Genomic DNA, 12,745 nt, shown 5'->3' with positions numbered 1-12,745 from the left:
TGGGATTTGGTGATCGTACAATCTGCCGAACGTCATATATCGATATCTGAGGTACGGGTTGTAAACACAGAGTTAACTTTGATCGCAATCTTGGGATGGTGAGCTCGCCTAATCTACCGAAATGCACTCGGTGAACGTCATATATCGATATCTGAGGTACGATTCTCAAAACCGAGTTAACTTTGAGAATAGTCTTGGGATGTGGCGATAGACTAAGGTTGAACTTCATATATTGATATATGAGGTACGAATCTAAAAACCGAGTTAACTTTGATCGCAGTCTTGGGATTTTGCGATAGTACAATCGGCCGAAATGCAATTCTGAGTCAAATCGCTGATAATATCTAAGCTCATATTGTTAACTAATTTAGTCAGAGCCAGAGCAATTTGCTTCTGCGACAGGGGAATTCGCTCAATCAACAGCCTTACCGCTTGCTCATCTCCACAAGCGGCTGCTTTGTAAAGCTTCTCAATCAACTCCCTCGGCAACACAGACAGCGACTTAGAAGTCAGTTGCACAACAGGCTCATCCTGTTCGGACTTCCTAGACGACTCCTCTTCATAGATATAGCGAACTCCCAAATGAAGCGCCATCTTCTCAAAAATTACTGTTTCTCGGAACGGTTTGGCAACAAAGTCATCGAAGCCGTTCGACATGGCGAGTTCCTGGGTTTTAACAAAAGCATTAGCGCTCAAAGCAATAATCTTAGTGTTAGAACCGTTCGGCCGTGCTCGAATTTTTTGAGCAGCTTGAAAGCCGTCTAGAACAGGCATCCTCAAATCCATCCAAATTAAATGCGGCTTGTACTTTCGCCACAATTTAACAGCCAGGGTTCCGTTATCCGCGAACCACACAAGAAAGCCAGCCGACTTCAATATCCGAGTTAGCAGCAACCGATTTGCCGACTCATCATCCGCTACCAGAATGCGATATATTTGTTGGTTAGGTGCCAACCCCTTCACTCGTTTTTGCGGCAATCTGTCATAAACTTCGCTCTTAGTTGCATGACTGACTTTAATGTAAAAACTAAAAACCGTACCTTTCCCCACAGAACTTTTGACCTTAATCTCGCCACCCATCAGCTTCACAAAAGAGTTACTGATTGGCAATCCCAAACCCGTTCCCGTTTGCGATTTTCTGCCAGCAGAAGCTTGTACGAACGGCTTAAACAAACGGCTAACCTCATCAGGCGCAATGCCTGGGCCTGTATCCTTCACAGAGAATTGGAGAAAGAATTTGGGTAAAGGTTTTTTAGCCATAGACTGAAGGCATTTTACAGTCAGCTTCACCCTACCGGCCTCAGTAAATTTAACAGCATTACCCAACAGATTAATCAAAACTTGGCGCAGCTTGCTTTCATCAGTTCGGACGTATTGCGGTACATCTTTCCGGAGTTCAAAAACAAGTTGCAATCCCGACGACTGAGCTTTGAGTTGGAACATCCGTTCTATGTCCGAGAGCAAACTGTACAAGTCAACAGCAGTTTCTTCGAGGGTGATTTGACCTGCTTCAATTTTGGACAGCGACAAAATATCGTTGATTAGTTTCAACAAATGCTCGCCACTGCGATTGATAATATCTAAACTCGACTGCTGTTCCGGTGCAGTTTTTTTAGAGTTCACAAGGAGGTGGGCAAAGCCGATAATCGCATTCAGAGGCGTTCTCAATTCGTGGCTCATATTGGCCAGAAAGGTACTTTTAGCGCGATTGGCACTTTCGGCTGCAATTTTAGCTTGTTTTAGTTCCTTTGTTTTCTGTGCAACTTGCCGCTTTAAATCGCCAGAATATTCTTCTAACCGCTGGCGAGATGCTTTTAACTGGCAATTCATGCGCTCGAAAGCACAGGCTAGGGCTTCGAGTTCGGCAATACCGCTACCTAAAACTGTTGAGTCGAAGTCGCCACCAGCTATCGCCTCTGTTGCCGAAATTAACCGCAGCAGCCGCTGTTCTATTCTTAGGGAAATGGACAGCAAAAGGCAGATAGAAAGAACCAAAGCCAGTAGCACGAGCAAAATAGTGTTGCGGGTGTTGGCCTGAACTTTTTGGGTGAAGTCGGTTTCGGGTACAACTGCCACAATCAGCCAATTTAAGCCTTTCGGGTTTTTAAAAGGTCTGACTTGTAGCAAGTATAGTGAGTTGCTGGCAGTAAAGTTAAGATTTTGGCTGCTGTTAATAGCAGCGAGGCTGCCATAATGTTTAAGCAAATACTCTGTTGAAAGCTGGATTACTTTTTGTTGCAGAGCTTGGGCGCTTTCTCGCTGCAGTCCGTCAACAGAAATAGACGGTTTTGGTTCAGTTACCTCGTTCCGAGCCACTAAACGTCCCGAACGGTCTAAGATAAAGGCTTGACAGTTAGGGCTGATGTGGAAATCGTGCAAGTTGAATGTTGAGGTTGGGGTGGGAAAAGCAGGATTTGTTTTTTGTTGACGGAATATTGTTTTTGGAGAGTCTGACCCATTTCTTTTCCCATTTGGTTTGATTGTGACTCCGGCTGTTTGACTTGGGGGAAGTTGGTTTACCGAACCAGTTTGCATTTTTTTATAAGTCCCTTCTCCTTTCCCAACCCCAACCCCTTCTTTTAAGTAGTTGTCAAGGCGGTCAGAGATGCGGCTCGTTGCTTCTCCCAATAGCTGTGCAACTAAGTCATTCATTGTCTGCCGCCCTGTTTGAAAAGAAAGCCATCCCGTTAGAGCTAGTAAGGTTGAAATTAGAAGAGCGTTGGGGACTGTAAGCACAACGCGCAGCGGGAGGGCAGACTTTTTTTGAACTGAGCTTTTTGGGCGGAACATTGATTAAAAAAAGGGAGTGGGAATGAGGAAAAAAACGTTCTTCTTCAGAGGGGAGCAACACCATCCGTAGAAGAGTTCTCCTCTTCTGGGTTACCATCCCCTCTCACTCTCGTTATGCTCCTTGACTAATCCCTATTAGTAGCGCAGCCTCAAACGAATCTGAATCAGTCAAAAGCCATAAATTCTCAGAGCGAGCGGTTAGGAAAACAACTGGTTCCCACCTGACTCAGCGCGGGCAGTATTAAGGAGATGATTGGCATCTCAACTAACCCAAGTTGTGTGCTTAAAACCGCTCTTGACTGGTAATGGGTAATGGGTAATTGGAACAATTTGAGATTTGAGATTTTAAATTGATGGCTCGCCGTTTATCCCGCTCTGTGCTTGACCCCGGAACGAATGCACTTGCCTAACTCTGCCTAACATGAGTTAGATATGAGTAGGTTTGTGTGAGCGCTAGTTTGATTCTTCAAAAACTATTTTGGCTAGTTCGATAATCACAGACAAGTCTACTCCGGCTCGTGCAGCAGCATCGGCCGCCGATAGATTGTGGTTTCTTACTAGAGCTAAAAATTGTCGCACGCTGTAGACTACTGGGTCGTTGGCTGCTGTGTAGCCTTTTTGAATGGCAATCAGCAATCCTTTTTCAACATCTGATGCAGAGGGTGCGCGACCTCTATCAACGTTCACAGTCGGCTCCATTCTTGGCGTGACGGGAGCGATGCGAATTCCTAAGTGTTCTGGTTCTTTGTTGGTAGGAACGATGTTGAAGTTGTAAAGTCGCTGTTTCCCTTTTGAATCTACAGTTTTGATTGAAAGGTTAGTGATGGTAGCTGTGGTAGCTCCCGGAAAATTGAGCGCTTGAATGGGACGCAAGAAAACAGTTTTGGCTTGGCCGCTTGCCAACTGTGCATCGGTGCTGAAAACTATTTTTGAGGGGTCGGCAATTAAAACGTAGGCCAGAGCTTCGTCGGTTGAACTGAAGTCAATCGTACTCGCGCGACCGGGATAGACTAAAATATCGATCGCGCTATTGATGGCAATGTCTCTACCTACAGTTTGATAGCCTGTTACTCTCGATTGAGAAAAAGCACAGTTCGGGTAGCTCGCAGTAGCGAACACTGCTGTGAACAAAAGCCCTCCGAGGGAAAGCATTCTTGGGGATTGGATGCGATTCGTCATGGCAGTTATTCGTTGATGTTGAGAAAATTGTTGACAGTAGAAACGGGGATTTCCTTTACTAATCGCCGCAGTCGCGTTGGGGCGACTTAACCTTTTACCGACGGTTTGGTTATCGGTAAATGTTGAGAAAGCTGTTAACAGTAATAGAAACGGGGGTTCCTTTATTAACCACAGCTACATTAGGGCGGTTTAAAAGTTCTTCAGTTGCTCTATCTGAGCGGCTTTCCATCCGTTTTGCCAGGGGGCTGAAGAAGCCATCGAGGACGGCTGACCAAATTTGCGGGTCTCGACTTTCAACGGTGGTTGTACTGCCCCCAAACCTACCGCTAATACTGCTAGAGCTCCTGACTTTAGGCTCTGCGAACACTTGACCGACTCGTCCAACTCCCGACAGCACTGCGGTGAGGATATCCTGTCCGGCAATATCTGAACCTGGGTCGAAGTAGCCTGAAGCAATCAGCGGCCCTCCGCCCTCTCCTGCAATCAAAATTGCGCCTTCTGGAATGGGCTGCTGTTTAATCTGACCGTTTCTATCAGAGTAGACGAGCGCCACAGCAGTAGCTTGTACCATGCGATTGGTCTTGCTGACGGTGCTGGCTTTGGCAATGACAACCGTGCCCTTCCGAAAAGCAATAGAGCCGTCAGTTGCCGTGAAGTCGGCTGTGAGGGTGACGGCAAATTTGTCGTAAAGCTGTTTGCCTGAGCCTTCATCCCACAACAGGGGAACCGAAACTACGCCGTTGACTGTGGTTCCAAGGGGAACCTGAGCTGTTTGGGGCGTGCGGTTGAGAATGCCTTTTGCCCCTGGGGAGTTTACTTGTTCCAGGGTTGGGGAGTTTGTTAAGGCAGAAGCCTCTGGAGCAGTTTCTGGGGAAAGGGTTTGAAATTCTGTATCGGGCAAGGACGTTCGGCTAGCACTGAGTCGAGTCGCAGTCTCGATTGAGTTATCAGTAGAATCGGAACTTGTTTGGGGGGAAAAGGGAGCCGGAGTTAATTGGTTAGTGGGGTTTTGGGAGTTGTCGGTGGTTTCGAGGCTGTCCTCTCCATAAGGAAACTCCGGGTGTAGCCTTTCCCCGCTGGCGTTATTTGGGTGGCTATATAGTTTTTCTGGGATTTGCTCGAAAGAAACGTATGAGGGTTGCGACTTTTGGTTGCCGATATTGACTGTTAGGAATTCAGTTGTTGGAGCTGGCTTTGTCAGAGCGGCGGCGGTAGCACTTGTTGTCGCTGAAGTGCTTGGTGTTGCACTCACGGCATTCGCTATTCGGTTAGGGTCAAAATTTCCCCTAATTTGTCCGAGTTGGGCGAGTTGGTTCCACCGCTCAAACGGGTCGATTTTTTCTTCTGTTGGAGTTGGAATTAAAGGTGGGGGTATTAACGGTTTGGGTATGGGGGCTGGTGGGGGCGCGGGTGTTCTTTGCGGTATGGGTGCGGGTACTGTTACCGTCCGCACTACTGTTCGGGGTGCGGGTAGGGGTTCGCGTAGAGGAGTAGGTGGCGGTGCAGCGCTCCGGGTAGCGACTAGACGCGGAGTTCGCGGAGTTCGTGGGGTTCTTGACGGTTTGGGCGACGGTTCTGTTTTGGGTTTTGCGGTTTTTTGCGGTTTTTCGGCTAACAGTTTTTGTTGGTCTTGGTAAGCTAATTTAGCCAGCAACTCCGGTTTTTCATCTTTAATGGTGCCAGAAGAGCTTTCTTTTGGTGTTGATTGTGCGATAGGTTCGCGAGGTGATTTAGGCTTGATAAATTGCCAAATTAGCAGTCCTAGCAATAGTATTCCACCAGTCAACAGCAGCATTGTCACTGCTCTAGGAACGCCTCTTTCGGAAACAGGCGGGGGCAGTGGTCTTTCCTCATCTTGAGCGAGTTGATATTGAGTTTCAAGTGTTAGGGGTGCATTGGGGTCGAAATTAGCAATGAAGTTTTCATCAATATCATCGTCAGAAGGGGAAGGGTTTGGAGAAGGGGAAATAGGGGAATTGATGTTATCGTCATCATTATTAGGGGTATATTCACTTGATGCAGTTGTATGATTCATATTGGCTGTAGTGGTACTATTATCAGGAGTGGTATTAATTGGATTTTCGGTTAATCCATTTCTTTTGTTAGTCATGGCTTTAGAGTTGAATGTGTTGTGTTTAACTGTACATAAAAAAGCAAAGAGAGAAGACTTCAAGCAAAGGGATGAAACATACTAAATGTTTAAATTATTTAGTTGTTACGGTAGGTTTTTAAATTTACCCACTTGCCGGTTCGTCCCCTTTCCATGTCTCTTTCCTCTTCTAGGGTTTGAATTCGACAATTCGGGAAATTTCTAATCCGGCTGCTCTCAAAGAGTGAATAGTCTTCTCTAATTCATTAGCGTTTTCTTTGAGAGGGGATTTGGGAATTTCTACGGCTTTGACGGTGAAAGTTCGATTAAACTGTTCTCGGCTTTCTCCAATGCCTTGCTCTAGCACTACGCGAGTAGCAATTACATCTATTTCCCAAACACCTCTTTTTATTTCTCTGGGTTCTGAGATGTGAGAGATATAGACTCCAGAGCGGGTTTTTCCTGAATAGATGGTGTTGGGAACGAGTTTGGCAAGTTCAACAAGAGAAGCTTTACCAAACTCTGATTCCATCATCAAGGAACCCATCCAAGCAGTTGTAGGAACTTGGGAACCTTTAACTTTAATGCCGGGGTCGGGGTCATTTGTGCCGGGAATTTTGCCTGACCAAGCCCAGGTTAAATTTACCCAACTGGATACAAAATTTTGGATAATTTTCGGCTCTCTGTACAGTTCATCTTGTTCTGCAATTCGTGCTGCGGTTCCGTCTTTTAACTGGACAAATGTAACTTTTCTTTGAGATAAGGCTCTCAAACTGACTGTATTCACTAAAACAGTAATTGTCAGGAGGAAAACAAAGCTTGTTAGTAGAACAAAGCACAAGGCTAAGGTGTTTTTAGATTCAGGGAGTAAGGGTTGTGATTGTGGGAATTTCATATTATCGAAGGGGATGGCGAGATGGGGGATAGAGAATAGGGAGAGAGGGAGGAAATGGATTGGGAAACTGGGTTTGAGTAGTGAGTAACAACTCGGTTCGGTGAAGAAAAAGCTATCGGAATTTCCTTCCCCTAGATCAGTTTTCCAGCAATAACGCCGATCGCGTTACTGGCAATATCTGTAAGCTGTTTGGTGCTATTGGCGATCGCACTGTACAAAGCAGTTCCTCCACCCTTGGCTATTAACACGGCTAGAACGGGAGAAAACACAGCTAAAAAGAATAAAAAGGCGATATCTGTAACTAACTCTGCATCGGAATTGACAATCACTACAGCGACTAATCCAACGACGATGTTGTACCCCAATTGCACTCCAAATAACGACATAAATCCTATTAGCCAAGCCCAGATAGGTTTTCCTTGGAGTGGCAATAGTGATAAACCCATTGCCAGAGGCCCGAATAAAGCTGTTAGCAACAAGGCCGCTTCTAAAATATTGACAAATGCCCACTGTACTGATCTAAGAATTAAGCGAATGATGGGCAAGACAGTAGACCTAAAAACTTGTCCTGCAAAATCGCCATTTCCTATATCCTGAAGATTGGCAACATTGCCTAAGTTTTCCACAAATCGCTGCAAGCTTTTGAGAGGTCCTCCATTTTGCTGTTCGGCTGCCTGGAGGATTTGTTGAGCTGGCTGTTTTTTGCTGTTCCAACATTCCACTAAAGCTGCTCCAACTTTGCCCTGACATTCGCTGTAGAGTTTCTCAATCTCTTCTTTTCCAGCACTGGTGAGGTTAACGTCACTCAGGGCAGTTCTGAAGGTCATTTCTCCGACTTGAATTTTCATAATTTCTTGAACTTGAGTGCTGCCTACAGCTTTGATGAATTTGACACTCTCAGCTAAGACTTTACCGTTGTTGCTGAGAAATACTACAATTACGAGTGGCCAGATAAACATGGCTACTAGCTCTGACCAAGACTGTTTTTCGATGATTTCTTTGCCACTGGTGACAGCGAGGTAAGTAACAGATATTCCCGCTAGAATTAGTCCTAGTTTGACTAAGGCAATCCAGAGAGAGGATTCTTGAGTGTTGAAGGTGTTAAACCAAACTAAATTCCACGATTCGACGGTTTTTTGAGAGACTTCTATGGCATCTGAGAGAGTGTCCAGGGCTTGTCCTGCTGTGCTAGTTTGGGCGATTAGTTGTGTCAGCATCTTTGGAAGGGGAGGGGGAAGGGGAAGGGGAAGGAGAGGGGGAGAGTGGGAGAGGGGGAGAAAGAGGGAGAGGGGGAGAGTGGGAGAGTGGGAGAGTGGGAGAGTGGGAGAGAACAAGCGGGACAAGCGGAAACAGGAAACCCTTATCCCCTCACCCTCTCACCCCATTTCCCCCCTCTCCCCCTCCCCCACTCCCCACTCCCCTTATTCACCCAAGGTGATGCCTCCCGGCATTTGAAACAGTCCGGCTTGAGTAGAAGAAGCGGTAGCAGCCGCAGCATCCTGCCGTCTCTGGGCTGTGTTGATTTCGTTGAGTTCTTCAGCTTGTTGAGCATTGAGAATGTTGGCAAAACTGCGATCGATTTGAGCTTGCTGGCCCTGCATGACTAAGGCACTTTGATTTTCTGCTGATAAGGCTGCTTGCTTAGCTGCGAGCGCACTTTGTTGAGATATGTTTCTCATAATGTTCTGTGTGACATCTTGACCTTCTGAATCAGCACCCAATTCCATTGAATTTTGGCTCTCGCGATTAGTTTGCTCTACGTTCTGCTGGACAATTTCTTTCATCTGAGCTTGCTTTTGTTGAGCTTCTTTACTGAGAGTGGCTTTATTGGCTTCACTGACAGCACTTTCTCTTTCTGCGAGTTCTGCGGTATTCTCTTTGAGGCTGTAAGAATCTTGCGGTCTCTTCTCTAAAGCAGCGGATAGTTTTGTCCCTTCGCTTTCGGAGGTGTTGCCGTCCATTATGCTTTTAACTGCTTCTTTTAGGTCTGGAACTTTCAATTCTCCCAGGAATGAAGAGAGGGTAGACTCTATTTCACTGCTAAATTTTTCGACTTTATTTAACAAATTGTCCCAGATGCCTGAGATGCTGTCGGAGATGGTGGAGATGGTATCTGAAATTTCGCCTGTTATGCCGCTAATTGTGTTTTCTATACCTCCTATTTCTTGCGGGTTGCTCAAGAAGTTATTAGCTGATTGTTGGATTTGGCTTTCTATTTGTTGATTGGGAACTGTGAAGCTGGAGCGGTTGAAAGTGCTGCTGTTAGGATTGTTTAAGCTGGGAAGCTGTGTTGCAGTCGGATTGCTGTCAGAGGTTTGAGCTTTTGCTTCAACAGAATTTAGTATTAAGCTCAGCCAAATTGCAGGAATGCCGAGGGCAAGTTTAACAAGCAATTTCGGTGATTTCATCGGTTTTTCTCCGTCTAGCTAGCAATAAGGTCTTGAGGGGATTTGTGTCCATTGATATCAGTGACTGCATTCTTGCCAATATTGGTTAATGAACGTCCTTCTTTAACAGCTTGTACGTATTCAGAGGCAAATTGTTTGAGTGCTAGCAATTGCCCTTTTAACGTATTGGGATATTGAGCCATCACTCGGGCGCGAGCCATCAATTCAGCTTGATTGTTAGCCACACTTGCTAATATCATTTCGCCTGGATAGTATCGGCTTTGCCAGAAACGACCTCCTTTTTCAATTAGCCAATTGGAATAAAGGTCGGCAGCTCTGGGAAGGAAAGCTTCTGTGGCATTTTGGCTAATAACTTCAGCCGGATATCCCAAATTTTTTATCCAAGAACTGGCTCCGTTTGATGTTAGCCTTCCTGTAATTCGATACACCATGTTTTGCATAATCATAGTTCCCGCACTACAGTCGCAAATACTGTCGATATCTTGGGATAGCAAGAGCACTGAAATGCCATTCTTTCTACCCACTGCACAGAGTTCGCCTACTACTTCAGCAAATCCATCTTTTTTAAACAAAATCGAAAGTTCATCTCCGATAAATAGGCTTTTAGGGTGAGAAAGTGCGTTGCGGATGCAAGCAGCGTGGGCGTTAATGGCCATTAAATACTGGTCTTGTTCGTTGCCCAGACCGCTAAGGGCAAAAAACTTAACAGCGGGTTCGGGTGAAAATGTACTCGGTCTGCCAATTGCTTTCCCTAAAGGTGACGCTAGTAATGCGTTGCATTGAGTGATAATTTGGTTGATGGCAATGCGGTCGAAGTCGGTAAAGTTTTGTAGGTTTAGTTGCTCTTTCGTGCAGAATTTCAGAAGGTTTGTGAGGGTTGGCATTTCTTGCCACGCGGTCGATTTCCAGCCTTTTTCAAATGCCGTATTGTAGCGCTCGATAATGTCTGGGTCTTCCAGAAATTTTTTCAGAGTTAGCAGCAAAATGGCATCGACTCGCTGCGCTAATTTTGGGTCGCGGACTTTGCCCATGCTGATAATAGTCAGCGCTTTTCTGATAAACTCTTTCCATTGGTCTAGTCGGCGCGATCGCTCTTCTCTGTCAAAACGCCTCAAATCGGGTATTTCGAGTAGATTTGAGCTGCCAGAGGTGATGTCGTAGTACGCACCATCATCGCCTAACAGTTTCACTGCTGTCTCAAAGGTACTGCCGCTTCCTGCTGAGATGTCCATACCGACTACTGGGATATTAGCGGCTATTGCATCGGCGGCAAATCGCCATCCCAAAACACTTTTACCGGAACCAGACTCGCCTGTTATGACAGCGCGGCTGGTTTGGTTGTGCATGAGGTCAACGTACACGGGTTTGCCGCCAAAGGTGATGAATTCAACTCCTTTTGAGTCGATGTCCCTTACAGCAGTTAAGGGCAAAATACCGGGGACAGTTTCGGTGTCTAAGGTGAGGCGGCGTTCGTTAATTAGCGAACTGCTGTGCAGCAGCCAGCTTACAGTAATGGGCAAAGTTTCTAGCCACAGTTGCCAAGCAATATTGCGCTCTCTTAATACCTTGGCAGAGCCGAAGCTGTGGGAGAGCATTTGGCAAGCGTGTGTTAGTTGCTCCGGTGTTGGTCGGTAGACTAAGAAGGTGACAGCAGCGTGAATTGCTCTTGCACCTTTGTACATTTTTTTCTGGGCTTCAAAGGATTCTTCCTGTTTGACTTCTGCTCCTACATCGCGACCTTGACCTTTTTCTAAAGCGCGTTTTTTGGCACTTTTAGATTGTTTAGCTTGCCTTGCTAAGTTGTCTTGAATAATAAAGTTGGGAGCGGCGCTAATTTCGACAACGGCTTCAGTATCGCGGACGTAGCTGTTGCTCATAATTTTCCAGAGCCATTGCAGTTGCTCTCTAGTATTGAGCCAGCCGCCGGGGCCCTCTTCCATTGTTAGCACGCCACATTCTGCGTTTCTGCCGGGGAGCAAAATGCGTGAGCTAGCTTTTCTGTGTTCCGGGCAGCTCGAACGACCGCTCATACCTTCAATTAAAATGGTGCAGGCGTGTTTGTGACTGTTGAGAGTTTCGGTTAGTTTGTAGTCGGAGGCGGTTTCTTTTAAGGTGAGAAGTTGGGGGATAGGGGGTACGGGTGCGCTGTTGAATTTTTGCCACAGCCATCCCCACAGCGCTTGGGCATTCATGGGTTGAATTTCCAGTCCGATTTTGGTGTTTAGCAAAAGTTCCCACCGGATGTAGCCTTGCTCGAAAGCATCCAGCAGCAGTTGTTTGTAAAAGCGTTCAGAGTAGATGCGCTGGTTGCCTGTAAATTGTGCAGCAATGCTGTTGGCTGTGTTGATAATTCCATTGATGAATTTACTCAGAGGGTCGTTGGACTTGGAGCCAGATTGAGCGTTGAATGTCCAAGTGCAGAAAATAGTTTGGTTCCACAGTTGTCTGGTACCCGCTAAGTTGAGTTCTTGAATGCGTTTCTGTTCGTTACGAACGAGTACAGAAATGGGTTTGAGGTGACAGTTGTCAGCCAATTCAGTTAACTGTTGTTGGCGAACGCAATCGCTGCTGTAGCAGCCGGTGTGAAAGGTCATTTTTTCGCCTGGGGGAATGTCTTTTAGCCCTTCTTCTAAGGCTGTGGCTGCATTGTTTACTTCATGACGGTACAGGATGTTGTGAAAGCCAGCCGTCTCGAATCCGAATACAATTTGGTATTGACTGCCTTCATTCAGTAAGTAACCAGAAACTTCTCGACCATCCTTTTTGATAGTGACTAAACACAGGAGGTTTTGGTAGTTTTGGAAGGGCATAAGTCGGCTGTTACCTCCTTGTTGAGTGGGAGCAACTTTGGGTTTAAGTTTGACTCGGACTTGTGAATCGCTGATTCGGTGGCGAATCGGGTTTGGTCGGTGTTGGGGAACGGGAGAAAGGTATAAAAGATTACCGTTGTACCACTCATTCCCCGGCGGAGGTCTAAACCTGTCTACAAAAAGGTGAGGTTTGTTACCTGTCAAGAGCCACCAGCTTACAATGAGCCAGAAAGTAGTGATGAAAAACCAAGGCATTCCTAAGCTGAATAGGCCGTTGGTGAGGATGTAGGAAATTACAGTGATTAGCATCCAGGGAATTAGCTGTTCCGCTGGAATGATGCCGATGCTGGCTTGCTTTCCGAGAATTTTGTTGACAGAAATAAAGTCTTTATCTGGGTCTTTAAGCATGGTAATAGGGGGAGGGGGAAGGGGAAGGCGAAGGGAAGGGAAAGCCAGGTTGTTATTAGTTTCAATCGCTACTAATTTGTGTTGGGAAGGGAGGGGAAGGGAAAAAATATAGGGGATTGTTAGCTAGTAACATCTAGTATTCAGTGTTCCTAATTAAAAGAATAGG

At 46.1% G+C, this 12,745-nt stretch carries 7 protein-coding genes; all 7 read right to left on the bottom strand.

Going from position 1 to position 12,745, the window contains the following annotated elements; all coding sequences use genetic code 11:
- Window positions 1–264 precede the first annotated feature (264 nt).
- Window positions 265–2,652, bottom strand: a complete 2,388-nt coding sequence (locus tag QUA53_RS17290) for an ATP-binding protein (protein WP_333098723.1) — start codon at window positions 2,650–2,652, stop codon at window positions 265–267.
- Window positions 2,653–3,243: 591 nt separating this feature from the next.
- Window positions 3,244–3,969, bottom strand: a complete 726-nt coding sequence (locus tag QUA53_RS17285; RefSeq protein ID WP_333098726.1) for a hypothetical protein — start codon at window positions 3,967–3,969, stop codon at window positions 3,244–3,246.
- Between the two features lie 109 nt (window positions 3,970–4,078).
- The gene (locus QUA53_RS17280) at window positions 4,079–6,079 is read right to left on the bottom strand and encodes a hypothetical protein (RefSeq protein WP_333098728.1); all 2,001 of its coding nucleotides are present in this window, start codon (window positions 6,077–6,079) and stop codon (window positions 4,079–4,081) included.
- Window positions 6,080–6,248: 169 nt separating this feature from the next.
- Complete coding sequence (locus QUA53_RS17275; protein ID WP_150111742.1) at window positions 6,249–6,845, bottom strand: hypothetical protein; 597 nt, start codon at window positions 6,843–6,845, stop codon at window positions 6,249–6,251.
- Window positions 6,846–7,084: 239 nt separating this feature from the next.
- Entirely contained in the window at window positions 7,085–8,170 is a 1,086-nt protein-coding gene (locus tag QUA53_RS17270) for a hypothetical protein (protein WP_333098730.1), read from the bottom strand.
- Window positions 8,171–8,374: 204 nt separating this feature from the next.
- Entirely contained in the window at window positions 8,375–9,361 is a 987-nt protein-coding gene (locus tag QUA53_RS17265; RefSeq protein ID WP_333098734.1) for a hypothetical protein, read from the bottom strand.
- A 14-nt stretch (window positions 9,362–9,375) separates the two neighbouring features.
- The gene (locus QUA53_RS17260; RefSeq protein WP_333098736.1) at window positions 9,376–12,579 is read right to left on the bottom strand and encodes a hypothetical protein; all 3,204 of its coding nucleotides are present in this window, start codon (window positions 12,577–12,579) and stop codon (window positions 9,376–9,378) included.
- Window positions 12,580–12,745: the final 166 nt, after the last annotated feature.

The organism is Microcoleus sp. Pol12B3, assembly GCF_036701355.1.
In the GTDB taxonomy this organism is placed as follows: Bacteria; Cyanobacteriota; Cyanobacteriia; order Cyanobacteriales; family Microcoleaceae; genus Microcoleus.
Note: the sequence above shows the minus strand (reverse complement) of the source record. Positions and strands in the feature narration are given on the sequence as shown.

Excerpts from the sequence above, each read along its gene's own strand:
- QUA53_RS17270 (WP_333098730.1), bottom strand. The coding sequence starts at position 8,170 with ATGCTGACACAACTAATCGCCCAAACTAGCACAGCAGGACAAGCCCTG.
- QUA53_RS17265 (WP_333098734.1), bottom strand. The coding sequence starts at position 9,361 with ATGAAATCACCGAAATTGCTTGTTAAACTTGCCCTCGGCATTCCTGCA.
- QUA53_RS17260 (WP_333098736.1), bottom strand. The coding sequence starts at position 12,579 with ATGCTTAAAGACCCAGATAAAGACTTTATTTCTGTCAACAAAATTCTC.
- QUA53_RS17290 (WP_333098723.1), bottom strand. The coding sequence starts at position 2,652 with ATGAATGACTTAGTTGCACAGCTATTGGGAGAAGCAACGAGCCGCATC.
- QUA53_RS17285 (WP_333098726.1), bottom strand. The coding sequence starts at position 3,969 with ATGACGAATCGCATCCAATCCCCAAGAATGCTTTCCCTCGGAGGGCTT.
- QUA53_RS17280 (WP_333098728.1), bottom strand. The coding sequence starts at position 6,079 with ATGACTAACAAAAGAAATGGATTAACCGAAAATCCAATTAATACCACT.